The 21534-nt window shown below is 72.5% G+C and carries 25 protein-coding genes and 1 tRNA gene; 10 read left to right on the top strand and 16 right to left on the bottom strand.

What is annotated here, in order from left to right; all coding sequences use genetic code 11:
* Positions 1-3 precede the first annotated feature (3 nt).
* Entirely contained in the window at positions 4-669 is a 666-nt protein-coding gene (locus tag ACX9I7_RS00415; RefSeq protein ID WP_387576100.1) for an O-methyltransferase, read from the top strand.
* Between the two features lie 16 nt (positions 670-685).
* On the opposite strand, the gene ACX9I7_RS00410 is transcribed toward ACX9I7_RS00415, so the two are convergent.
* The 3 genes from ACX9I7_RS00410 to ACX9I7_RS00400 form a co-directional block, all read right to left on the bottom strand.
* Positions 686-901: an FmdB family zinc ribbon protein gene (locus ACX9I7_RS00410; protein ID WP_392757713.1), complete on the bottom strand. Its 216-nt coding sequence runs from the start codon at positions 899-901 to the stop codon at positions 686-688.
* A gap of 14 nt (positions 902-915) precedes the next feature.
* Positions 916-2283 (bottom strand): hypothetical protein, encoded by a 1368-nt coding sequence (locus tag ACX9I7_RS00405; RefSeq protein ID WP_459386112.1) that lies wholly within the window; start codon positions 2281-2283, stop codon positions 916-918.
* Between the two features lie 74 nt (positions 2284-2357).
* Entirely contained in the window at positions 2358-3131 is a 774-nt protein-coding gene (locus tag ACX9I7_RS00400) for a DUF4097 family beta strand repeat-containing protein (RefSeq protein ID WP_459386111.1), read from the bottom strand.
* Positions 3132-3339: 208 nt separating this feature from the next.
* Between ACX9I7_RS00400 and ACX9I7_RS00395 the strand changes: the two genes are divergently transcribed.
* Positions 3340-3411 (top strand) — tRNA-Val (locus ACX9I7_RS00395).
* Positions 3412-3468: 57 nt separating this feature from the next.
* On the opposite strand, the gene ACX9I7_RS00390 is transcribed toward ACX9I7_RS00395, so the two are convergent.
* Both ACX9I7_RS00390 and ACX9I7_RS00385 read right to left on the bottom strand, forming a co-directional pair.
* Positions 3469-3696: a helix-turn-helix domain-containing protein gene (locus ACX9I7_RS00390; protein WP_459386110.1), complete on the bottom strand. Its 228-nt coding sequence runs from the start codon at positions 3694-3696 to the stop codon at positions 3469-3471.
* Complete coding sequence (locus ACX9I7_RS00385) at positions 3696-4280, bottom strand: DUF2975 domain-containing protein (RefSeq protein ID WP_387576108.1); 585 nt, start codon at positions 4278-4280, stop codon at positions 3696-3698. Before ACX9I7_RS00385 ends, ACX9I7_RS00390 begins: the two co-directional genes overlap by 1 nt.
* Positions 4281-4368: 88 nt before the next feature.
* On the opposite strand from ACX9I7_RS00385, the gene ACX9I7_RS00380 reads away from it, so the two are divergent.
* Positions 4369-4629 (top strand): hypothetical protein, encoded by a 261-nt coding sequence (locus ACX9I7_RS00380; RefSeq protein ID WP_459386109.1) that lies wholly within the window; start codon positions 4369-4371, stop codon positions 4627-4629.
* Between the two features lie 16 nt (positions 4630-4645).
* Here the strand turns inward: ACX9I7_RS00380 and ACX9I7_RS00375 are convergent, their stop codons facing one another.
* Positions 4646-5629 (bottom strand): LysR family transcriptional regulator, encoded by a 984-nt coding sequence (locus ACX9I7_RS00375; protein WP_459386108.1) that lies wholly within the window; start codon positions 5627-5629, stop codon positions 4646-4648.
* A gap of 243 nt (positions 5630-5872) precedes the next feature.
* On the opposite strand from ACX9I7_RS00375, the gene snpA reads away from it, so the two are divergent.
* Complete coding sequence (gene snpA, locus ACX9I7_RS00370; protein WP_387576114.1) at positions 5873-6544, top strand: snapalysin; 672 nt, start codon at positions 5873-5875, stop codon at positions 6542-6544.
* Positions 6545-6658: 114 nt separating this feature from the next.
* Here snpA and ACX9I7_RS00365 read toward each other — a convergent pair whose 3' ends face one another.
* From ACX9I7_RS00365 to ACX9I7_RS00355, 3 genes are all read right to left on the bottom strand, one after another.
* Positions 6659-7300, bottom strand: coding sequence for a DedA family protein (locus tag ACX9I7_RS00365; RefSeq protein WP_189451942.1), 642 nt, complete (start codon positions 7298-7300; stop codon positions 6659-6661).
* Positions 7301-7526: 226 nt separating this feature from the next.
* Positions 7527-8012 carry a DoxX family protein gene (locus ACX9I7_RS00360; RefSeq protein ID WP_387576116.1) on the bottom strand — a complete coding sequence of 162 codons (486 nt, stop codon included), beginning with the start codon at positions 8010-8012 and terminating at the stop codon, positions 7527-7529.
* Between the two features lie 205 nt (positions 8013-8217).
* The gene (locus tag ACX9I7_RS00355) at positions 8218-8859 is read right to left on the bottom strand and encodes an HNH endonuclease family protein (protein ID WP_358634692.1); all 642 of its coding nucleotides are present in this window, start codon (positions 8857-8859) and stop codon (positions 8218-8220) included.
* Between the two features lie 260 nt (positions 8860-9119).
* Here ACX9I7_RS00355 and ACX9I7_RS00350 point away from each other — a divergent pair, with 260 nt between their 5' ends.
* Both ACX9I7_RS00350 and ACX9I7_RS00345 read left to right on the top strand, forming a co-directional pair.
* On the top strand, positions 9120-9914 hold the full coding sequence (locus ACX9I7_RS00350; protein ID WP_459386107.1) for an ABC transporter permease: 795 nt from the start codon (positions 9120-9122) through the stop codon (positions 9912-9914).
* A gap of 206 nt (positions 9915-10120) precedes the next feature.
* Positions 10121-10702 carry a TMEM165/GDT1 family protein gene (locus ACX9I7_RS00345; protein ID WP_358634696.1) on the top strand — a complete coding sequence of 194 codons (582 nt, stop codon included), beginning with the start codon at positions 10121-10123 and terminating at the stop codon, positions 10700-10702.
* A gap of 12 nt (positions 10703-10714) precedes the next feature.
* Here the strand turns inward: ACX9I7_RS00345 and ACX9I7_RS00340 are convergent, their stop codons facing one another.
* A complete protein-coding gene (locus tag ACX9I7_RS00340; protein WP_459386106.1) occupies positions 10715-11365 on the bottom strand; it encodes a hypothetical protein in 651 nt (216 codons plus the stop codon).
* A 137-nt stretch (positions 11366-11502) separates the two neighbouring features.
* A complete protein-coding gene (locus tag ACX9I7_RS00335) occupies positions 11503-11784 on the bottom strand; it encodes a DUF6255 family natural product biosynthesis protein (RefSeq protein WP_459386105.1) in 282 nt (93 codons plus the stop codon).
* A 436-nt stretch (positions 11785-12220) separates the two neighbouring features.
* Here ACX9I7_RS00335 and ACX9I7_RS00330 point away from each other — a divergent pair, with 436 nt between their 5' ends.
* Together ACX9I7_RS00330 and ACX9I7_RS00325 are read left to right on the top strand one after the other, a co-directional pair.
* Positions 12221-12541 (top strand): putative quinol monooxygenase, encoded by a 321-nt coding sequence (locus ACX9I7_RS00330; protein WP_387574685.1) that lies wholly within the window; start codon positions 12221-12223, stop codon positions 12539-12541.
* Entirely contained in the window at positions 12538-13776 is a 1239-nt protein-coding gene (locus ACX9I7_RS00325; protein ID WP_459386104.1) for a helix-turn-helix domain-containing protein, read from the top strand. The genes ACX9I7_RS00330 and ACX9I7_RS00325 overlap by 4 nt, the downstream gene beginning before the upstream one ends.
* 175 nt (positions 13777-13951) lie before the next feature.
* Here the strand turns inward: ACX9I7_RS00325 and ACX9I7_RS00320 are convergent, their stop codons facing one another.
* Positions 13952-14557: an AAA family ATPase gene (locus ACX9I7_RS00320; protein WP_459386103.1), complete on the bottom strand. Its 606-nt coding sequence runs from the start codon at positions 14555-14557 to the stop codon at positions 13952-13954.
* 43 nt (positions 14558-14600) lie between these two features.
* Complete coding sequence (locus tag ACX9I7_RS00315) at positions 14601-15257, bottom strand: HAD-IA family hydrolase (protein ID WP_387574679.1); 657 nt, start codon at positions 15255-15257, stop codon at positions 14601-14603.
* A gap of 314 nt (positions 15258-15571) precedes the next feature.
* On the opposite strand from ACX9I7_RS00315, the gene ACX9I7_RS00310 reads away from it, so the two are divergent.
* Complete coding sequence (locus ACX9I7_RS00310; protein WP_459386102.1) at positions 15572-17656, top strand: MDR family MFS transporter; 2085 nt, start codon at positions 15572-15574, stop codon at positions 17654-17656.
* A gap of 25 nt (positions 17657-17681) precedes the next feature.
* Here the strand turns inward: ACX9I7_RS00310 and ACX9I7_RS00305 are convergent, their stop codons facing one another.
* From ACX9I7_RS00305 to ACX9I7_RS00295, 3 genes are all read right to left on the bottom strand, one after another.
* Complete coding sequence (locus ACX9I7_RS00305; protein ID WP_459386101.1) at positions 17682-18167, bottom strand: GNAT family N-acetyltransferase; 486 nt, start codon at positions 18165-18167, stop codon at positions 17682-17684.
* 100 nt (positions 18168-18267) lie between these two features.
* Positions 18268-18606, bottom strand: coding sequence for an antibiotic biosynthesis monooxygenase family protein (locus ACX9I7_RS00300; protein WP_459386100.1), 339 nt, complete (start codon positions 18604-18606; stop codon positions 18268-18270).
* A gap of 27 nt (positions 18607-18633) precedes the next feature.
* Positions 18634-19311 (bottom strand): TetR/AcrR family transcriptional regulator, encoded by a 678-nt coding sequence (locus tag ACX9I7_RS00295; RefSeq protein ID WP_387574673.1) that lies wholly within the window; start codon positions 19309-19311, stop codon positions 18634-18636.
* 158 nt (positions 19312-19469) lie between these two features.
* Between ACX9I7_RS00295 and ACX9I7_RS00290 the strand changes: the two genes are divergently transcribed.
* Complete coding sequence (locus ACX9I7_RS00290) at positions 19470-21527, top strand: bifunctional glycosyltransferase 87/phosphatase PAP2 family protein (protein ID WP_459386099.1); 2058 nt, start codon at positions 19470-19472, stop codon at positions 21525-21527.
* Positions 21528-21534 lie beyond the last annotated feature (7 nt).

Here is a 21534-nt window from a genome sequence, read left to right as displayed (position 1 = left end):
CGCGTGTCCGAGACCAAGAACCCTCCGCTCAGCGCTGAGCTCTACGCGTACGTCCTGGCCAACAATCCGCCGCTCGACCCCGTCCAGCAGCGCCTGGTCGAGTCCACCCACGCGCTGTTCCCCGACAACGCGGTCAAGCAGGTGCCCGGGGAGCAGGCGGCGCTGCTGGCCTTCCTCGTCCGGCTCACGGGCGCCCGGCACGTCGTGGAGGTCGGCACGTTCACCGGGCTGTCGGCCCTCGCGATGGCCCGGGCGCTGCCCGCCGACGGCAGGCTGATCACCCTGGACATCTCGGAGGAGTGGACGGCCCACGCCCGTACGGCGTGGGCCGAGGCCGGGGTCGCCGACCGGATCGACCTGCGGATCGCCCCCGCGCTGGACTCGCTGCGCGCGATGCCCGCCGAGCCGCACATCGACCTCGCCTTCCTTGACGCGAACAAGGACGGCTACATCGCCTACTGGGAGGAGCTCGTGCCCCGGCTCCGCCCGGGCGGGCTGCTGATCGTCGACAACGTCCTGTTCTTCGGCACGGTCGTCGACCCGACCGTGACCGACGGATCCGGGGCGGCGGTACGGGAGTTCAACGCGCACGCGCTCGCGGACAAGCGGATGGAGTCGGTGATGCTCACGGTCGCGGACGGTGTGACGCTGGCGCGCCGGGTGGGCTGACCACCCCCTGCGCGGCTCAGCCGCAGCAGCCGCCCCCACAGCATCCGCCGCCTCCGCTCGGGCGGGGGGCGGCGGAGGGGGCGGCGGAACCGGTCATGGCGACGGTGGACAGCAGCTTGACGGTGTCCGTGTGCCCGTCGGGGCAGGTCGCCGGGGCGGAGGACTCGGCCATGGGGCGGGTCAGCTCGAAGGTGTCGCCACAGGCCTTGCAGCGGTATTCGTAACGAGGCATGCGGGCAGCATAGGTCAGCGGTTCTCGCCCCGGCCCCGCTCCTCGCGGATCTCCTGGACGACCCGGGCGGCGGTGTCCCGCACGGCCTCCGTCTCGGTCAGGAAGTGCCACCAGTCCGGATGCCGGCCCTCCAGCCCGTCGACCGCCCGTTCCAGCCGGGCCACCGCGTCGTCGAGGGGGCGGGCGTGCCGGGGGTCGGGGGTGCTGCGGCCGTCCATCGCCAGGCGCTGGGCGTCCCGGAGGGCGAAGCGGGTGCGCTCGACCTCCTTGCCGTGGTCGAGGGCCACCTCGTCCAGCCGCCGCAGCCGGTCGCCGGCGGCGGTGATCGCCTCGTCGGTGGTGCCCAGCAGCGCGCGCACGGTGGCCAGGAGCGCGGTGGCGTCCGCCCAGCGCTGCTCGTCCCGGGCGGTACGGGCGTCCGCGAGCTTCGCCTCGGCGGCGGCGACGGCCTGCCGCGCCTCGTCGGGCACCCGCTGGAGGTCCTGCCAGCAGGCGGCGCTGTAGCGGCGGCGGAGTTCGCTGAGGACCGGGCCGACGGTCTCCGCGCGAGTGGTCAGCGCCTGGGCGCGGGTGCGCAGGGAGACGAGTCGTTTGTCGAGGTCGGCGGCCCGTTGCGGCAGCCGTCCGGCCTCGTCGCGGATGGCCTCGGCCTCGCGCCGCACGTCCTCGGTGCGCTGCACGGTCCCCTGGACGCCGTGCCGTCCGGCGCCCTCGTTGAGCTTGGTCAGCTCGGGGCCGAGCGCGGCGAGCCGGGCGGCCAGGTCGTCGGCGCGCAGGCCCGTCGCCCGGGCGGCGTCCAGTGCCTCGCTCGCGGCGCGCAGCGCCTGCCGGGCCCGTTCCACGGCGGGGGCGACCTGCGCGAGTTGGCTCTCGGCCCGGGTCAGCAGGGGGGCCAGGCTCTCCCCGAACCGCTCCAGATCCCCCTTGACCCGCACCAGCTCGTCCTTGGCGCGGGTCAGCTCCCCGTGGGCGCGGGAGGCGGCGGAGGACTCCAGGTCGTCGCGGTCGAGGTCGTGGGAGTCGACGGTGGCGATATAGGCGGCCGAGACCTCGTCGATGCGCCGGCCGAACTCCTCGAAGTCGGCGGCCGTCTTGCGGGCGGCGGGGGAGGAGTCGACGGCGGTGATCGTCTCGATGGTGATCCGCAGCTCGCGCTGGGCGGTGTCCAGCTCGTAGAAGGCGGCGGCCGCCGCGTCCTTCGCGGCCTGCGCCTCCTCGCGGCGGCCCTCGCCGCGGCCCCAGCCCCAGCGGCGGGTGCCGCCGCCGGCGAAGGCGGCGGGCGCGAGGGCCACGGCGGCGGGGAGCAGCAGGAGGGGCAGCAGCGCGGGCGCCAGGGCCGCACGGACCGTAGCCGTCACCGTACGTGAGAACGTCGCCGTCACTTGCCCTCTCCCGATGGATCGCCCCAGGCCCGGGTGTCATTCTCCCACCCGGCCGGAGCGAGCACACGGGCCGGTCAGCCGGTGGCGCGGATGTCCACGGCGCCGTTGGAGCTGTGCGCGCGGACCGAGCGCCCGGAGGCGTCGTCGCGGGGGACGCCGACCTTGACGCCGCCGGAGTCGCTGCGGGCGTCGACCTTGTAGCCGGTGCGGGGGAGGGTGACGCGGATGCCGCCGTTGTCGGTCTCGGCGTCGACGCTCTCGGGGGCCTTCGACGCGCTGATCGCTATCCGCCCGTTGGAGGAGCCGGCCTTGATCCTCGGCGCGCCGACGTTCTCGGCGACGATCTCGCCGTTGGAAGTCTCCAGCTCCAGGGCGCCGTTGGAGTCGCGGACGTCGATGCGGCCGTTGTCGCTCTTGAGCGTCAGCGGGGTCTCGAAGCCGCCGGCCTTGATCTCGCCGTTGGCGTCGTCGACCTTCACGGAGACGCCGCGCGGCACCTCGATCCGGTGCTTGGCCTCGCAGCCCACGCTGATGCCGCTGCACTTCAGCCGCAGCTTCAGCGTGTCGCCCCGCATCTCCCACGACACCCCGGCCGACCCGCCCAGCGTCCACCCGTCGAACCACCGGGTGACCTTGATGTCCTTGCCGTCCTTGGCCACCGGTACGAGCTCGATCGCGGAGTTGTCGGAGTCGACCGTGAGCTGCTTCCCACTGATCGAGAACGTCCGCGTCTCGGGCGTGGCGTCCTCCGCGTTGGCCGTCCCGCACCCGGTGAGGCTCACCGCGGCGACGAGGGCCCCACCTCCGAGGACGGAAACGCGGACGGCGCGGCGGACGCGGGCATTCATGGGCTGTCTCCAGGGGCGGTGCGGGGGCCGGTACGGGGGTCGGTACGGGGTGCTGCTCACTGCTTCCTTGATCGTAGATACGGGGCGTGCGGTTCCGGGATACCGCTCTCTACCGGATCGGGGGTGGGGTTAACCCCCCTATCCCTTGGGCCATGCCTTGGGTTTGCGAGGACCAGGGTGGGGCAAGGTAGGCTGTCCTTTCGTGCCAGGGCGCATAGCTCAGCGGTAGAGCGCCGCTCTTACAAAGCGGATGTCGGCGGTTCAAATCCGTCTGTGCCCACGTGTACGAAGGCCCCCAGCCGGTCACGGCTGGGGGCCTTCGGCGTCTCCACGGCGGCTACCCGGCGGGATCGTGGGTGATCAGGTCTCCCGGCTGGCAGCGGAGGGCCTCGCAGATGCTCGACAGGGTCGAGAAGCGGATGGCCTTGGCCCGCCCGTTCTTGAGCACGGACAGGTTGACGACGGTGATGCCCACCTGTGCCGACAGCTCGGTGAGCGTCATGCCGCGCTCGGCGAGGATCCGGTCGAGGTGGATCCGGATCGAGTGGAGTTCCTCTTCGGGCATCAGATGGTCCCTTCGAGGTCCTCTCGCATTCGCACGCCCTGGCGCATGATCTTCCCCATTATCACCGCGGCGAGACCGGCGAGGACGCCTGCCAGTGAGCCGGAGACCTCCGGCCCGGAACCCACCATCGGCGCCATGCTCGCGACGAGCCAGGACTGCGACCAGCCGACGACCAGCCCGGCCAGCGGTGTGCCCACGGCGACGAACCAGCCGAGGACGGAGAGCCGTCGCGCCACCGTGTCGGTGAACGGCCCCTGTCGCACGACGGCCTCCATCAGCCGGGAGAAGAGCAGCAGCGCGACGGCGGCGAACAGCAGCCAGGGCAGTTCGCCACCGAGGTCGGCGGCGCGCTGGCCCACGGAGGGGCTGTCCTGGCAGAGGCGCTCGGTGCTGGCGGAAGCCGTCACGCCCTTGACGGTCGGCAGGCTGTCCGCCAGTGGGGCATTGCGCCAGAAATGCGTCTCCACGCAGACCGCTCCGTCGTCGAGCATGTGCGTGACCCCCTTGCCGGCGAAGGCGAGCCCGCAGAGCACCGCCAGCGCGAGGGTGACCGAGGCCAGGGTCCTGGTGAGTCGTGTGTTCATCGCGTCCGCCCCTATCGTTTTTCGATATGCCGGAGACTAGGGGACCATATCGATATTCGACAAGTCGCGCGGACGGGGAGGGCACGGCATGGCGGATGTGCGGGGGTGGCACAGGCCGAGGGCGTGGGTGCTGGGTGTCGCGGCGCTCCTCGCCTGGTTCCTCTACGTCACCTGGGTCGCCGCGCCGTTCCTCGCCGTCGCGAGTGCGGTGGCTTCCGTGCGCGAGGTCCGCGCGGTCCGGCCGGACGGGGGCGGGCGGAAGGAAGCGGCCGTGGGCGTCGTGGTGGCGGGGCTGGCCGTGGTGGTCAGCGGGTTCGGGGTCTGCGTGCTGGTGGGGATGGGCCGGTGAGGCGGCAAGCGGCCGCTCAGTGGCTGCCCACCGACGGCAGGAGGGGGCTGCCGCTGCGGTCCAGCCAGGCGCGGTACGTGGGGCTCGCCTCGGCCGCGGCCACGTAGGAGGCCATCAAGTCGCCGTAGAGCGCGTCCAGTTCGCGCAGCGGTAAGGAGCCGTGACGGGACGCCAGGGAGAGCTGGGCGGTGAGCGGATCGCCGGCGAGGGGGCGGATCACCGTGCCGAGGGCCGGGTCGGCAGTGGGCTGGCAGGGGCGTACGGCCTCGCCGGAGGCGACGAGGTCGGCGGCCGTGGTGTTGTCGCGGACGTGGACGAGGCGGGGGTCCAGGCCGGTGGCCGTGAAGACCCGGCGCAGGGCTGCGGCCTCCTCGTCCGCCGTCGGGTCGACGATCCAGGCGTCGTGGGCGAGCTCGGCGAGCCGGACCAGCGGCCGGGACGCCGCCGGATGCGCGGCGGACAGCGAGACGAAGCGCGGCTCACCGGCGATCAGCACCCGCCGCTCCACCCCCGCCGGCACGTGCAGCGGGAAGCCCGCCGCCTCGTGGACGAACGCGACGTCCAGCTGATTGGTGGCGAGCAGCTGGAGGAGGGTGTTCGAGGACACCTCTATATGGATGGTCGTATCGGTCTCCGGCAGCCGCTGGTGGATCCGGCGCAGCCAGCCCGTCACCGCCCGGCTGCCGATGCTGCCGATGCGCAGCCGCAGGCCCCCGACACCGCAGGCGGCCTCCCGCGCGGCGGTGACGAGCGCCGACATCTCCGCGATGATCGGCCGGGCCCGGGAGAGGACGGAATGGCCGAGGGGCGTGGGGCGACTTCCGGTCTGTCCCCGGGTGAACAGCAGCCCGCCGATGGTGCTCTCGATGCGGCGGAGCTGGGTGGTGAGCGAGGGCTGGGTCATGCCGAGCTGCACCGCGGCCTTCCGTACGCTCCCGGTGTCCGCGATGGCGCAAAGTGCACGGAGGTGCCTGACCTCAAGCTCCACGAGAGGGAGCATATCCGCGCCCCGTACGTCACACCAGACACATCCCGGACGCATCGGGGCAGTTGAACGGGGTGGTGCGGCGAGGGTGGCGGAGGATAGGCGATTGGATGGCGTTATGGCCAACTGGCATCATCCGCACCATTGATAACTCGTCAGAGACTCATGGGGAACAAGAGTTCACCCGGTGAACCCCTGCCGTCGCGTCCCACCTCGTGACGGCCGAAGCGGGTTCTCGGCATGAATGGAGTCCCCCACATGAATCGCTCCTCGATGGTGCTGTCGGCCGCGCTCGGCCTCGGCCTCGCCGCCGTGATGACCGCCGGACCGGCGGTGGCGGTCGACCACAGCTCCTCGCAGGCCAGCACGGCCGCGTCGCGGTCCGCCTACATCGGCTCGGCGGCCGAACAGGCCGACAACAAGGCGTTCTTCGACGCCGTGATGAAGTCCGCGAAGGCCAAGCAGGCCGCCAACCCGCAGCTGAGCGTCGTCACGGTCACCTACGACCCGAGCAGCGCGCCGAGCTTCGCGCAGGAGATAGCCAACAGCGCGCAGATCTGGAACAGCTCCGTCCGGAACGTCCAGCTGCGCGCCGGCTCCAACGCCGACTTCAGATACTACGAGGGCAACGACTCCCGCGGTTCGTACGCCAGCACCGACGGGCATGGTCGTGGCTATGTCTTCCTCGACTACCAGCAGAACGAGCAGTACGACTCCACCCGCGTCACCGCGCACGAGACCGGCCACGTCCTCGGTCTGCCGGACCACTACTCCGGCCCGTGCAGCGAGCTGATGTCCGGTGGCGGCCCCGGCCCGTCCTGCACCAACCCGTACCCGAACAGCACCGAGCGCAGCCGGGTCAACCAGCTCTGGGCGAACGGCCTGAAGGCCGGCGCGCTCGACAAGGGTCTCAACAAGATCGTCCGCTGACCCCACGCCGTCGCGTCGTCGCGTAGTCGCGTCGTCGCGGTAGGGGAAAGCACACGGCCCGGCTCCGAGAAGGAGCCGGGCCGTGACGTCTGTGCGTCTATAGGGGCAGGGTGGCTAGGAGGTCTGGGCCTCCGGCTCCTCCGGGCGGCGCATGAGGTAGACCGCCCCGGAGCCCGCCAGGAAGAGCGCGAACACCGACACCGCCGTGCTGAGCCAGCTCGCGCCCAGCCACTGCCCGCCGAAGTAGCCCAGGCTCACGCTGTACGCGGCCCAGGTCAGGCCCGCCAGCGCGGACCAGGGGAGGAATTCGGCCACCCGGCGGTGCATCACGCCCGCGCCCAGGCTGACGACCGAGCGGCCGGCGGGCGCGAAGCGGGCGAGCACGACGAGCGGGCCGCCGCCGCGCAGCAGGGCCGCGCCCAGCCTGTCCTGGGCGGCGGTGAGACGGCGGGAGCGGGCGATCGCGCGGTCGAAGCGGTCGCCGCCGCGCCAGGCGAGGCGGTAGGCGACCATGTCGCCCATCACCGAGGCCGTGGCGGCGCACAGCACCAGCGGGAACATGTCGGAGAAGCTCGCGTGGCCATGGGCGGCGGCGTCACCCACGGCGCCCGCGGCCGAGCCCGCCGCGGCGGTCGCCGCGGTGATCACCAGCACCCCGCTGGGCAGCACGGGCAGGAAGACGTCCAGGAGGACGGACAAGCCGACGATCACGTATATCCACGGGGTTCCGGCCAAGGCCCCCAACTGCTCCAGCACGTCCTGATCTCCCGGTACGGTCCCCCGCCGCGACGTCGCAGGGGAGCGGCAGGGGCGGCCTTGACAACCGTACAGCGTACGCCTGAAGTGGCCGGGAAAAGAGCGCGGGGTGCGTGATGTTGTTCGCATCACGCACCCCACGGACATGTCGGGATGTGTACCGGATGTGTCCGGTCCGGTACGGACCCGCTCGGTTCTGCCTGCTCAGCCCTGCTCGGCTGCTCGCTCAGCCCCGCTTGCCGCGACCGAGGAAACGATCCACCGACAGCGCGCCCGGGCCGGTGAAGACCAGCAGCAGGAAGGCCCAGGCGAACATCGCGGAGGCCTCGCCGCCGTTCTGGATCGGCCACAGCGCCATGCTCTGGTGGACGTCGAAGTACGCGTACGCCATCGAGCCGGAGGCGATGAAGGCGGCGCTGCGGGTGCCGGCGCCCAGCAGTACGAGCACGCCCGCCACCAGCTGGATCACCGCGGCGTACCAGCCCGGCCAGGTGCCGGCCGGGATCGTGCCGCCGTGGCTGCCCGCGGCGCCGCCGAGGATGCCGAAGAGCGACGCGGCACCGTGGCAGGCGAAGAGCAGGCCGACGACGACGCGGAAGAGCGACAGCGCGTACGGCCGGGCGGCGTCGAGGCGTGCGGAGAGCGTGGACCCGGCCGCGGCGGAGGTGTTCGCGCCGGCCGTCGGGGACGCGGCGGTGGGCGTGGGGGACATGGGGTGGGCTCCTCGTATCAGGTCGTATCGGGGACGGGGAAACGACGAGGGCTTCAGGTTAGGGGGGCCTAATCAATACTTGCAAGTTCAATAATTAAGTTTTGGATGATGTCACATTCCCCTGATCGGGGAATAGGGGCGGCGACGAGCGGGGGCGGGCGCGGTGACCCAGGTCACCGCGCCCGCCCCCGTCGAGATGTATCCGTCAGCAGCCGTTGAGGATGCCCGTCAGGGCGTTCTTCTCCGCGGAGTCGACGGACAGCTTGTAGGTGTACTTCACGTCGACCCACATCCGCGCGTACGTACAGGCGTAGGACTTCAGCGGCGGCATCCACTTCGCCGGGTCCTTGTCGCCCTTCGCCCGGTTGACGCTGTTGGTCACCGCGACCAGCTGCGGGTGGGTGAGGTCGTTGGCGAACGCCTGGCGCTGCGCGTTGGTCCACTGGCTCGCGCCCGAGCGCCACGCCTCCGCGAGCGGCACGAGGTGGTCGATGTCTATGTCGGAGGCGTCGTCCCAGGTCGCGCCGTCGTACGGCGAGACCCAGGTGCCCGCGACGGCGGCGCAGCGGTCGTCCTGCTCCACGTCCTGGCCGTCCCGCTGGAGGACGACCTCGCGGGTGTTGCACTCGCCGTGCTGGGTGATCCAGTGCGGGAACTTGGCGCGGCTGTAGCCGGTCATCGGCCCCTCGGAGGCGACCGTCAGCTTGCCCAGGTAGGCGCGGGCGGTGGCGCCGTCGACCGGGGCGGGCGGCGCGGCCTGGGCCGCCGGTCCGTTCAGCACGAGCGTGCCGACCAGGGCGGCGAGGCCGGCCGCGATGGCGGAGCGACGCGCGTAGACGCTGGGCATGGGAACTCCCTTGGTGGTGGAGGGGGTACGGGCCGCTGGAGCGCGGCCAGCTTGCGGGCGGCGGACGTACGGGGGGTGGTCGCCAGATGTCAGGATGGCGACGCGCGCATGTCAAAGCAAGGCTTTACGGAAAGGAGTTGATGGGGAATCACTCATTCCGTGGGCGCTCCGGCCCCGCCCCGCCTCGGTGTGCCTGACACGTCAACAGCCACGGGCGGCCGGGCGGTCGGCACGCGGATCGCCGACCGTAGGGTGGCGGCGTGCTCGCCGCCGCCGTTCTGCTGCCCGCCAACACCACGCTCGGGGTGGTGCTGGCCGTCCTGCTCGTGGCGGCCATCACCGTCGCGGCGGTGGCCCGCCTCGCCGACGGCCGCGAGCGCGGCTACGCGCGGGCCATCGCCCTCGCCGGGCTCCGCGCGGCCGTCCAGCTGGCCGTCGTCGCGTCGCTCATCGGCTGGGTGGTCCGGGCCATGCCGCTGCTGGCGGGCTTCCTGCTGCTGATGTTCGCCGTCGCCGTCCGCACCGCCGGGCGTCGGCTCACCGACGACCGCACCTGGTGGTGGGCGGCCGTCCCGATCGCCGCGGGCGTGCTGCCGGTCGTCCTCGCGCTGCTGCTGACCGGGCTCGTACCCGCCAAGGGCGTCGCCCTCATCCCCGTCACCGGCATCCTCATCGGCGGCGCCCTCACCGCCACCGTCCTGGCCGGCCGGCGCGCCCTGGACGAGCTGCGCACCCGGCACGGCGAGGTCGAGGCCGCCATGGCCCTGGGCTTCCTCCCCCGCGAGGCCCGTCTGGAGATCGCCCGCCCGGCCGCCTCCGACGCCCTCCTGCCGGGCCTGGACCAGACCCGCACCGTGGGCCTCGTCACCCTGCCCGGCGCCTTCGTGGGAATGCTGCTGGGCGGCGCGTCCCCGCTGCTCGCGGGCGTGGTGCAGCTCTTCGTCCTGATCGCGCTGCTGGCGGTGCAGGCGGTCGCGGTGGCGGTGGTCCTGGAGCTCGTCGCGCGCGGGCTGCTCGGCCGATCACGTACGCTGGGGGGAGCAGAAGGGGAGTAGCTCTTCGCCGGACCGTCGACATACTGCTGGGCCTCGCGCCCGGCCGGCGCCCGGAGGCCGTGCGTTTCGTGCGCACCGGCCAGCGAGACCTTCGGCCGCAGTGTCCATGACGCTGCCGTGCCGAAGCGACCCCTGATTCCTTGACGCAGGTGCTGCTCGCGGTGCGGAGGCGTCTTCTCCCACCGATGACAGAGGAAACCGTCCCTGTGTTCAGCTTCACCGTCGCCGCCCTGGTCTTCGGCGTGATCTTCCTCGCCGAGCTCCCCGACAAGACGGCCCTGGCCTCCCTGATGCTCGGCACCCGCTACCGCGCCTCGTACGTCTTCGCGGGCGTCGCGGCGGCCTTCCTGGTCCACGTCGCCCTGGCCATCGCGGCCGGCAGCCTCCTCACCCTCCTCCCGCACCGCCTCCTCCAGGCCATCGTCGGCGTCCTCTTCCTCGCGGGCGCGGCGATGCTGCTGCTGAAGAAGGACGACGACGAGGAAGAGATCACGAAGCCCGCCGACCAGTCCTTCTGGAAGGTCTCCGGCGCGGGCTTCATGCTGATCCTCGTCGCGGAGTTCGGCGACCTCACCCAGATCATGACCGCCAACCTCGCCGCCCGCTACGACGACCCGGTGTCGGTGGGCGTGGGCGCGACGCTCGGCCTGTGGGCCGTGGCGGGCCTGGGCATCGTGGGCGGCAAGACCCTGATGCGCTACGTCCCGCTGACGCTGATCACGAAGATCGCGGCGCTGGTGATGCTGGCGCTGGCGGGCTTCAGCCTGTACGAGGCGGCGATGGGCTGACGCGCGTCGGTGTCAGCCGTCGCTCAGCAGGTTGGTGATCAGCTTCCGCAGCCGCCCCGCCCGGACGGTCTCCACGCCGTGGACGAGCTGGGCGCCGTAGACCACGGCGGTGCGGGCGGGCGGGGCGCTGGTCCAGCGGGTGCGCGGGGCGCGGGCGAGCGCGGCGGCGGAGTCGAGCCCTCCGTGGTGCGAGATCTCTCGGGCGAAGCGCGTACCGGGGAGGAAAGCGCTGTCGGAGCCGGCGGTCCGGTCGGTCCACAGCGCCTCGGAGGAGGCGGTCTCGATATAGAACGCCCCGCCCTCGTCGGCCTCCTGGAGATGGAAGGCCACCCGCGCGACCCGCTGTCGCCGCCGGTCGGGCGCGTCCACGCCGTGGAGGTGCGGCTCGATGCTGTCGCCGGGGCGGAGGTCGTGGTAGTCCCACGGGGTGGCGGTCGCCACGGACGGGAAGGCGCGCCGGATGGCGGGCAGCGCCCGCTCGACGCCGGCCGCCAGGATCTCCTGGACCTCGCCGGGTGCCACCAGCCCGTCACTGGGCCGGGCGGGCCGCCAGCCGGTGGCGACGAGGTGCTCGTCGAGCAGCTTGGTGAGTTCTGCTGTCTCATCGGGGGTGAGGAAACCCTCGACGGTCTGGACGGCCAGGGTCTCGGTCATGTGGATCACGATCGGACTCCTCTCACGGCGCCTGATGCCCCCGTCGGCTCCGCATTCCAGTGCGGGGCGTGTGGATTGGCAACCGTGCCGGAGCGCGCCCGTGAAGCACGGGGGCGCGCGGGCGGCGCGTGCGGGGGCGCGCGGGTCTAGGGTCTGCCCGCGCTGCTCCGGCGATTGGCCTCGCGCAGCCGACGCAGGAGTTCACGGCGGCGGTACGGCACGACTTCGCGGGCGTGCCCACGTCCGGACGTCGTCGGCGCGTACAGCGCCATCCGCTCGGGCAGCTCCAACGCCTGCCCGAGCGGCCGGAAGTCGAGCACGCGGCGCGTGCCGCACCGGCCACAGGTGGCGAGGCCGCCTGCGGCCGTCCAACTGCCTGCGGGGTGCGGGCAGTGCCACGTGGTTGAGGTGGTGCGGGTGGCGGCCATCAGTGTGCCGCCCGCTGATGCCGCCCCATGGCGGTGGCCATCGCCTCGGCACGGCGCCGGTCGCCTTGGCGGACGGCTTCGTAGCGCTTCTGCTTGATTTCCGCGCACTGCTCGCAGCGCGTAGCCCCAACGGCCTCGCCTTGCGGGCCGCTAGCCTGGATGGGCATCGAACCTCCTGCTTGCTCAGGGGTGAGATGTCGGCCTCGGCAGGGCGCGATCGGTGGTACCAGCACCGTCGGGCCGGAACTGCCGGGGCCTTTTCGTATGCGTGATGCCTTTCGGGCGCCGCGAGCGAACCCCTGACCGTTCACTCCGGATGTCGGTCGCAGCGTGACGGCGACGCTACTCGCAGTATTTCTGTGAGTCAAGAAATCCTGCGACTATCCCGGCTGTTCGGGTTCTGGAAGTCTTGGTGCGACTTGAGGGGAGTGCAGGCATGGTCGCTGGCTTTGGTCTGGTCGTACGCTTCACGCTGCGAGACGGGGAATCAGCGGAGGGCTTCGACGAGTTGGTGTCGCGGACGCTGGAGGGCATCCGGCGATACGAGCAAGGGACAGTCGTCTACGTGAACCATCGAGTGCCGGACGATCCGCATGTCCGCGTGTTCTACGAGCTGTACGAGAGCCGTGCCGCCTTCGAGGCTCATGAGCGACAGCCGCACACGCGGCACTTCCTCGTCGAGCGTGAGAAGTTCGTGGTCGCGACTGATGTGACCTTTTTGGAGCACATCGACGGAAAGGTGCAGACGGCCCGGTGACTCCTGAAAGCCGGCGCGAGTTCGGCGCACGCGTCGCGGAATTGCGGACCCAGCGCGGCCTGACACAGAAGGAACTGGCTGCGGAGATCGGCCGGACCACGAGCTGGCTCTCCCAGGTGGAGCGCGGTGTTCAGCCTGTCAACAGGCTCGATGTCCTGCGGATGTTGGCCCGCAGCCTCGGCGTCGAACCACACGAGCTGCGCCCTGACGCGCCCAGGACGGAGGAGCCCGGCTCAGCGGCGCGCTCGAACGATCTCGATCGAGTGCGGCTTCTCCTCTCCGGGCACCCGGCTCCCTACGCGCTTCTCGCCACGTGTCCCACGGAAGCCGAGGTGTCGTTCCCCGAACTCCGGGCCGGGCTGGACGCCATCTGGGCCCTGGCGCACGGCGGCAGGATGGCTGAGCTGAGCGAGTCCCTCTCGGAGATCGTTCCACGCCTGGAGTCCCTGGCCCGGACGGCACCTGAACGCGAACGCCCGCAGGTGTACGGCCTGCTTGCTCGTGCCTATCAAGCGATGGCCGCCGCGTTCGTGCGTCAGAACGAGGCGGACGCCGCTTGGGTGGCGGCGGATCGCGCCATCGCGGCTGCCGAGATGTCGGGCCGTGTGCTGGACGTATTCGCGGGCACATTCCGGCTCGCTCACGCCTGTCTTCGCCTCAAGCGTTATGACCAAGCGGAGCACGTCGCGCAAACCGCGGTGCACGCTCTCGCGCGGCACGTCCAGGCCGGTGCTGCCGAGGAGACACCGGCGGTGTTGTCGCTACTGGGTTCCCTGCACCTCGTGCTCGCCCAAGTGCACGCACGCTGCGGGAATCGTTCGGCTGCCCGAGGCGAGGTCGGGCGGGCTCGCCGGGCCGCCGAGCGGCTTGGCGAGGACCGCAATGACTTCAACCTCGAATTCGGTCCGACGAATGTCGAGATCCAGGCGGTGTCCGTGGCCGTCGACCTCGGTGACGCGGGCGAGGCCCTCCACATAGGAGCGCGCCTGGACGCCTCGGGCCTGTCCGTCGAGCGCCAGGCCAGGCTGGCCCTGGACATCGGCCGGGCCCATGCTCAACTCCGGCACCTGGAAGAGGCGCTCCAGTCGTTCCTGGAGGCGGAGCAATTGGCTCCGGAGACGATTCAGTCGCATGTCGCCGCCCGTTCGGCGATCCGGGATCTGATGCTGATAGAAGGCCGCGCGGCGTCCCCCGAGCTGCGAGCCCTGGCCCAGCGGGCAGATGCCATGTCATGAGCTGGCGGGCGGCCGCGTGAGCCCGGGGGCGCAGCCTGGCGGCTGAACGTGCCGCAGCGCGGGCCTCGTCCTCCGGCCGCTGGCGGCTGTGATCCCCGCTGCCGCAAGTGGCAGGGACGCGCCCCGGCGGCGTGCTGCGCGGGCCGGTAGCCGGGGGCGACGCCGAGACCGTCGTTCAGTCGAAGCGGATGTGCTTCACGCCCGTCCACGCCCGGCGCAGGCGGCCCTTCAGCGGGCCGTCCGTGTTGGGGGTGAGCCGGAGGCCCGCCGAGGTCGCGATCGTGTCGGCGACCCGGGGCACGGACACGTCGTCTGTCCAGATGTGCTCGCCGAATTCCTCCGCGCGCAGCCGCTCCAGACACTCGTCCAGCTTCGCCACCGCGAACGTCTCGCGCCGCAGGGACGCCCCCAGGCCGCGCTCGCGCAGCCGCCGCAGGACCGTCTCGCGGCGCGCGAGGAGCGCGAAGTGGCGGACGTCGTGGCCGTCGTCGCGGAGGCGGCCGACCGTTTCGGCGAAGTACGTGCTGTTGACGATCGTCATGGGGACGATCACCGGGCCCGTGGTGTGCCCGGTCAGGGCCATGTCCAGGACCTCGTACACCGCCTGGCGCCACACCGGCAGGTCCTGGAAGTCGCCGCGCAGCGCCGGCGGCAGCATCCGGTGGAGGCCGAAGCCCGCGTGCTCGGGGTCGCAGACGACGCTGCCGGGGAGGCGGCGGTGGAGTTCGTGGGCGGTCTGGGTCTTGCCGCCCCCGAAGGGGCCGTTGATCCACAGGAGCATGCGCGCGAGCCTACGCCGACGCGCCCGCCGCCCGGCCCCCGTCTCAGCCCGTCGTGATCCGCAGGACGATCCCGCCGGCCGCGTCCGTCTCGACCCGCACCGCCGTGAGGTCCGCCACGGCCACGTCCGGGCCGTGGGCGGCCGCGCGCGGGCCGACGCCCACGACGCGCATGCCGGCCGCGCGGCCCGCCGCGATGCCCGCCTCGGAGTCCTCGAAGACAACGCAGTCCTGCGGGGCGAAGCCCAGCTCGGCCGCGCCCTTGAGGAAGCCCTCCGGGTCCGGCTTGCTGGCGCTGACGGACTCGGCCGTCACCCGCACCGCCGGCATGGGCAGGCCCGCCGCGCCCATGCGGGCGTCGGACAGGGCGCGGTCGGCCGAGGTGACCAGGGCGTGCGGCAGCCGCTCCAGGGCGGCCATGAAGGCGGGGGCGCCGGGGACGGGGACGACGCCGTCGACGTCGGCGGTCTCGGCGGCCAGCATCCGGCGGTTGTCCTCGTGGTTGAGCTCCATGGGGCGCTCGGGGAGGAGGACGGCCATGGTCGCGTAGCCCTGGCGGCCGTGGACGACCTTCATGACCTCGTCGCCGTCCAGGCCCTGCTCGTCCGCCCAGCCGCGCCAGCAGCGCTCGACGACCGCGTCGGAGTTGACGATCGTGCCGTCCATGTCCAGGAGGAGGGCTCGGGCCGTGAGAGTGGTCATGGGGCAGCTCCAGAGCGGCGCGCGGAAGAAGACAAGTGGCTCCACCCACCGGTCAGGGAGTGCGGGTGGAGCCACTTTGTTTCTCAAAGATACAAAACGGACCCGGTCGAACGCCAACGGCCCTGGTCGGAGTGGTCCGAGCGCGGTCCGAGCGCGGTCCGATGGGCCGGATCGGAGTGATCCGGCGGGCTGGATCGGCGTAGTCCGACAGGCCGGAATCGCCCGTCCGGACGACCATGGGAGGAGCGATCCGAACCCGAGCGATCCGAACCCGAGCGACCCACCCCGAGCGACCCGAACCCGAGGAGCTGTCCATGGCCCAGGACGTCCCGGGCCCGGCCGGAGCGGCCCGGGCCGCCCCCGGAGCGCCGTCCATACCCGGCGAAGGGCTGCCCAAGGGCGGCGTGCGCGTCGCGATCGGCGCGCTGCTGCTCGGCATGCTGCTGGCGGCCCTCGACCAGACGATCGTCTCCACCGCCCTGCCGACGATCGTCAGCGACCTCGGCGGCCTGGAGCACCTCTCCTGGGTCGTCACCGCCTACATGCTCGCGTCCACCGCCGCCACGCCCCTGTGGGGCAAGCTCGGCGACCAGTACGGGCGCAAGAAGCTCTTCCAGACGGCCATCGTCATCTTCCTCATCGGCTCCGCGCTCTGCGGCCTCGCCCGGAACATGCCCGAGCTGATCGGCTTCCGCGCCCTCCAGGGCCTGGGCGGCGGCGGGCTGATGGTGCTGTCGATGGCGATCGTCGGCGACATCGTGCCGCCCCGCGACCGGGGCCGCTACCAGGGCCTCTTCGGCGCCGTCTTCGGCGGTACGAGCGTGCTGGGCCCCCTGCTCGGCGGGCTCTTCGTGGACCACCTCAGCTGGCGCTGGGTGTTCTACGTCAACCTCCCCATCGGCGTCGTCGCCCTCGCCGTGATCGCCGCCGTCCTCCACATCCCCGCCAGCCGCGTCCCGCACCGCATCGACTACCTCGGCACCTTCCTCATCGCCGCCGTCGCCGTCTGCCTGGTGCTGATGACCTCGCTCGGCGGGACGTCCTACCCCTGGTCGTCCTGGCGGATCATCGGGCTGGGCGTGGTGGGCGTGGCGCTGCTCCTGCCCTTCGTGCTCGTCGAGCGGCGCGCCGCCGAGCCCGTCCTGCCGCTGGGGCTGTTCCGGATCCACACCTTCGCGCTCTGCTCGGTGATCGGCTTCGTCGTCGGCTTCGCGATGTTCGGCTCCATGACCTACCTGCCGACGTTCCTGCAGGTCGTCCACGGCGTCTCGCCGACCCTCTCCGGGGTGCACATGCTGCCGATGGTGGCCGGTCTGCTGATCGCCTCGACCGGCTCCGGCCAGATCGTCAGCCGCACCGGGCGCTACAAGGTCTTCCCCATCGCCGGGACCGCCGTGATGACCATCGGCCTGCTCCTGCTCCACCGGCTCGACCCGGCCGTCAGCACCGCGATGATGAGCACGTACTTCTTCGTCTTCGGCTTCGGACTGGGCCTCGTCATGCAGGTCCTCGTGCTGATCGTGCAGAACTCCGTCGGCTACCAGGACCTCGGCGTCGCCACCTCCGGCGCCACGTTCTTCCGCTCCATCGGCGCGTCCTTCGGCGTCTCGATCTTCGGCACGATCTTCACCAACAAGCTCGGCCCCCGGATCGCCGACGCCCTCGCCGGCGTCCCCCTGCCGCCCGGCGTCACCCCCGACGCCCTCAAGTCCGATCCCCGCGTCCTCCACCGGCTGCCGCCCGCCCAGCGCACCGGCGTCCTCGCCGCCTACTCCCAGTCGATCACCGACGTCTTCCTCTACGCCGTGCCGCCCGCCCTCCTCGCCTTCGCCCTCGCCTGGCTGCTCAGGGAGGAGCCGCTGCGCGGCAGCGTCACCGCGCCCGACACCAGCGAGGTCGTCGCCAGCAACCCCGTCGAGCGCTCCTCGCGCGACGAGGTCGCCCGCGCCCTCTCCCTCCTCGGCAGCCGCGAGGGCCGCCGCAAGGTCTACGAGAAGATCGGCCAACGGGCCGGAGTCGACCTCGAACCCGCCGCCAACTGGCTGCTGCTGCGCATCAAACGCGACGGCCACGCCGAGCCCGCGATCCTCGCCGAACGCGTGGACATCCCGCTGCGCGTCGTCACCGAGGGCGCCCGCCAGCTGGAGATCCGGGAACTGGTCCGGCGCGAGGGGCTGGAGCTCGTCCTCACCGACGCGGGAGGACAGGTGGCGGACGAACTCTTCCGCGCCCGCGAGCAGATGCTCGCGGAACTCCTGGGCGACTGGTGGACGGCCGCCGACCGCCCCCACGACCTGAGCTGCCTCGTCGAGGAGCTCAACCGCGAACTGTGCGGCTCCGACGCCGAACAGCCCCGCGACGGCGGGGCGGCGGGCGCCAGACCCGACCACCGCCTGTAACCCGACCACCGCCTGTGAGGAGGGATCAGTCCAGCTCCTTGCCGAGCCACACCTCCGAGTACGCGTCCGCCTCCTTGTAGGGGGCGACGTCCCCGAAGCCGTGCCGGGCGTACAGCGCCCGCGCCTCCACCAGATCCCGCCGGGTCTCCAGCACGATCCGCTCCGCGCCCCACGCGCGCGCCGTCTCCTCGGCGGCGCCCAGCAGCGCGCCCGAGCCGCCCAGACCGCGCCGGTCCGCCCGTACGTACATCCGGCACAACTCGGCCGTACGGGCGTCCAGCCGCCGCAGCCCCACGCACCCGGCCCGCTCCTCGCCGTACCGGGCCACCAGCAGCGTCCCGGGGTCGTCGCCGCGCATCTCGGCCAGGTGCCGCTCGATCTCCTCGGGCGTGCACCGGCGCCCGTCGTGCAGCAGGTACCAGCGGTCGGCGACGTCGACGAGGTACTCCCGCAGCAGCGCGGCCGACTCGGGCGAGCCGACCGGCTGCGGGGAGACGTTCCAGATGGTCATGCGGCGGATGGTCGCACGCGTGCGGCCGTCCGATCAGCTGCTTTTCCGGGGGCCGGTCCGGAGCCGGCCCGGAGTCGGCTCAGTGCGCCGGGGGCCGTGGTCAGCCCTGCTTCGGCGCGGCCTGCTGGACGACCTCGAACGACCACACCGTCGACCCCGTCGCGGCGGGCTTGTGCTTGGGGGCGCCCTCGCCACCGGCCTGGCCACCGCCCTGGTGGGCGGCCTTCATCGGGCCCTCCATCCACGCCTGGAAGTCCTCCTCGCTGCGCCAGCGCGTGTAGACGAGGTAGTCGTCCGTTCCTTCCAGCGGGCGAAGAAGCTCGAACCACTCGAAACCGTCGGCACTCTCCACCGTGCCCGCGCGGGACGCGAACCGCTTCTCCAGGACCTCGCGCTGCTCGGCCGGGACGGTGAGGGCATTGATCTTCACGATGCTCATGAGGCCATCCTGCACTGCCGCGGCCGCTCAGCGGTTCCCGACCCCGCCTCCACCCACGTCCGCCAGGACGCCGTCCAGCTGTTCCGCCGTCAGCGGCGGCGCGGGCAGGTCGGAGACGGCCTTCGCGCGCAGGCCGTCGAAGAGCAGGGCGAGGTGGCGGCGCCAGGAGCCGGGGGCCACGGCCGCGGCGGAGGGGACGCAACGGCCCAGGGCGGCCAGGGCGAACAGCAGGTCCTCGGCGACCACGTCCGGGCGCATCGTGCCCTGCTCCTGCGCGCGGCGGACGAGCGCGCCCACCGTGGCGTGGTTGTGCTCGCGCAGCGCGGCCAGGGTGGGGCCGGCCGGGATGGTCGTCGTCATCAGCTCGATCGCCCCGCGGTCGGCGGCCAGGCCCTCGAAGATCCGCTCCATGTAGGCGGTCAGCGACGCGAAGGCGTCCTCACCCGCGCGGGCCCGTTCGCCCTCGCTCATGCTCGCGCCCAGGGACTCCCCGAACACCGCCTCGATCAGCGCCTCCCGGGTGGGGAAACGCCGGTACAGGGTGGCGTTGCCCACGCCCGCGCGGCGGGCGATCTCGTCCAGCGGGACCTCCAGGCCCTGCTCGGCGAAGAGCTCCCGGGCCGCCGCGACGAGGGCCTCGCGATTGCGCCGGGCGTCCGCCCGCAGGGCCGGGGGCCGCCGTTCACTGCTGCCACTGGTGCTCATGACCGCACCCTAATGGCCCCCGGGGCGTTGGACTCAGGCCACCGTCAAGAGGCCGCGGGACGTCCTGTGGACGATCCGCGCGAGTGCGCGGCGGCTGAGTAAGGTCTCAAAGGGCCGACGCGAGTGACCGAGCCGGGTGACGGGAGGAGCGGCGGAGCGTGGCGGAAGCGGAGCGGGGCGGACCGGTGGGTCCGCCGAGGGCGGGCTCGCGGCCCGCCGTGGCCCTGGCGGCGCTGTGGCTGCTCGCCGGGCTGCTGGCCGTGCGTCAGGCGGCGGCCGTGCTGCGGCTCCCCCCGGCGCGCCGGTTCACCGGCCTCGCCACCTGGGCCGGCGAGCACGGCGTCCCGCACACGCATGGCTCCCTCTACGGCTCCCTCTACGACTCCGGCAGGTTCACCGGCACCCCCCTCGCCGGGCTCGTGCTCCGGCCCCTCACCGACGCGGCCCGACACGGCCTCGGCGTCGTGTGGACGCTGAGCACGCTGTCGCTCGTCGTCGCCGTCGCCCTCGTCGCCGTCCGGGTCCTTCCTGTCGGTGGACGTATGCGCCGTGGCGCCGCGCCCGTCGCCGTCATCCTGACGCTTCTCTCCCTGCCCGTCCGCAACACCTTCACCCTCGGTCAGACGAGCGTCCTCCCGGTGCTCCTCGTCCTCCTCGGCTGCTGCCGGCCCCGGATCGCCGACCGGCGCTCCGGCCGGACCACCGGCGTCCTCGTCGGCCTCGCGGCGGCCCTCCAGCCCGCCGTCCTCCTCTTCGCCCCCCTGCTGTGGCTCACCGGCCGCCGCCGCGCCGCGCTCGTCACCGGCGCCACCTTCGCCGGCTCCACGGCCCTGGCCTGGGCGGCCCTGCCCGACGACTCCTGGACGTACTGGGTCCACCACATCGCCGGAGCCGGCCTCGGCGACCGGCCCGACGGCCTGGCCAACCAGTCCCTGCACGGCCTGCTCCTCCGCCTCGGCCTGCGCGGACCGCTGGAACTCGGCCTCTACGGACTGCTGGCCGCCGTCGTCATCACCGTCGGCCTGCGCCGGGCCGCCCGCTACGCCCGCGACGGACAGCCGCTGCTCGCCACGGCCCTCACCGGCTGCGTCGCGGTCGCCGTCGCGCCCACCGCCTGGCAGCACCAGCAGCTGTGGATCCTCTTCGCCGTCGCCGGCCGCGTCGGCAGGCGACGCGCCGACCGGCTCGCCTGGCCCGTGCTCGTCGTGCTCGTCATGACGCTGAGCAGCAGCGTGCTCGTCGCCCCGAACCCCGTCCTCGGGCCCGTCGGACAGCACGCGCCGCTGCTCGCCGCCCTCGCGGCCGCCTGCGCGGTGCCGTTCCTCTCGCGCTCCTCCGCGCTGTGGGACCGGCCCGTGCCCACCCCGGTCGCCGGGCCGCAGCGCGGCCGCTTCCGCTGGGTGCCGCTGCTGCGCTTCTTCAAGCGCGCGCTGAACCGCCCGAACCTCCTCCTGGAGCTGATGCTGATACGGGTCGGCTACTGGGCCTACTCCTACATCCGCGCCCAGGCCCCCGACTCACGCGCCCTCGCCGAGTACCACGGCCGGCAGATCCTCGCCGTCGAGGAGTTCCTCCGCCTGGACGTCGAACACGGCGTCAACCACTTCGTGGCGGGCGTGGGCCGGCTCGCGGACGCCATGGACTACTACTACGGCACCTTCCACTTCCTGGTGCCGATGCTGCTGCTGGGGTATCTGTACTGGCGCCGTCCGGCGACGTACCGCTGGGCGCGCACGGGGTTGGCCCTCGCGACGCTGGTGGCGCTGGCCGGCTTCTGGCTCTACCCCCTGGCACCGCCGCGCCTGATGCCCGGCCTCGGCTTCATCGACACCGCCAACGGCCCGCAGGACCTGTCCCACCCCGAGTTCGGCGCGCTGACCGAGCTGGCCAACCAGTACGCGGCGATGCCCTCGCTGCACATCGGCTGGTCGCTGTGGTGCGGGGTCGTGATCGCGGTCGTGGGACCGCGGACGTGGGCGAGGTGGCTGGGGATGCTGTATCCGCTGATGACGCTCACGGTCATCGTCGGGACGGCCAACCACTATGTGCTGGACGCGGTGGGCGGGGCGGCGGTCGTCGCCGCGGGCTTCGGGATCCAGTACGTCTTGACCGGGCCGGGGCGGGGTGCGCTCGCGCTCGCGGGGATTCCGGGTGCGCGGAAAGGGAGCGACGACGGGGTGGCCCCGGAGCGTGCGCCTGTGCGGGCCGTGGGGTGAGACCCGG

It is taken from the genome of Streptomyces sp. L500 (genome assembly GCF_054551825.1).
Note: the sequence above shows the minus strand (reverse complement) of the source record. Positions and strands in the feature narration are given on the sequence as shown.

Coding starts and splice junctions, on each gene's coding strand:
- ACX9I7_RS00410 (WP_392757713.1), bottom strand. CDS start 901: ATGCCTCGTTACGAATACCGCTGCAAGGCCTGTGGCGACACCTTCGAG.
- ACX9I7_RS00400 (WP_459386111.1), bottom strand. CDS start 3,131: ATGAATGCCCGCGTCCGCCGCGCCGTCCGCGTTTCCGTCCTCGGAGGT.
- ACX9I7_RS00390 (WP_459386110.1), bottom strand. CDS start 3,696: ATGCCCGAAGAGGAACTCCACTCGATCCGGATCCACCTCGACCGGATC.
- ACX9I7_RS00385 (WP_387576108.1), bottom strand. CDS start 4,280: ATGAACACACGACTCACCAGGACCCTGGCCTCGGTCACCCTCGCGCTG.
- ACX9I7_RS00380 (WP_459386109.1), top strand. CDS start 4,369: ATGGCGGATGTGCGGGGGTGGCACAGGCCGAGGGCGTGGGTGCTGGGT.
- ACX9I7_RS00375 (WP_459386108.1), bottom strand. CDS start 5,629: ATGCTCCCTCTCGTGGAGCTTGAGGTCAGGCACCTCCGTGCACTTTGC.
- snpA (WP_387576114.1), top strand. CDS start 5,873: ATGAATCGCTCCTCGATGGTGCTGTCGGCCGCGCTCGGCCTCGGCCTC.
- ACX9I7_RS00360 (WP_387576116.1), bottom strand. CDS start 8,012: ATGTCCCCCACGCCCACCGCCGCGTCCCCGACGGCCGGCGCGAACACC.
- ACX9I7_RS00355 (WP_358634692.1), bottom strand. CDS start 8,859: ATGCCCAGCGTCTACGCGCGTCGCTCCGCCATCGCGGCCGGCCTCGCC.
- ACX9I7_RS00335 (WP_459386105.1), bottom strand. CDS start 11,784: ATGGCCGCCACCCGCACCACCTCAACCACGTGGCACTGCCCGCACCCC.
- ACX9I7_RS00330 (WP_387574685.1), top strand. CDS start 12,221: ATGGTCGCTGGCTTTGGTCTGGTCGTACGCTTCACGCTGCGAGACGGG.
- ACX9I7_RS00320 (WP_459386103.1), bottom strand. CDS start 14,557: ATGCTCCTGTGGATCAACGGCCCCTTCGGGGGCGGCAAGACCCAGACC.
- ACX9I7_RS00315 (WP_387574679.1), bottom strand. CDS start 15,257: ATGACCACTCTCACGGCCCGAGCCCTCCTCCTGGACATGGACGGCACG.
- ACX9I7_RS00310 (WP_459386102.1), top strand. CDS start 15,572: ATGGCCCAGGACGTCCCGGGCCCGGCCGGAGCGGCCCGGGCCGCCCCC.
- ACX9I7_RS00305 (WP_459386101.1), bottom strand. CDS start 18,167: ATGACCATCTGGAACGTCTCCCCGCAGCCGGTCGGCTCGCCCGAGTCG.
- ACX9I7_RS00300 (WP_459386100.1), bottom strand. CDS start 18,606: ATGAGCATCGTGAAGATCAATGCCCTCACCGTCCCGGCCGAGCAGCGC.
- ACX9I7_RS00295 (WP_387574673.1), bottom strand. CDS start 19,311: ATGAGCACCAGTGGCAGCAGTGAACGGCGGCCCCCGGCCCTGCGGGCG.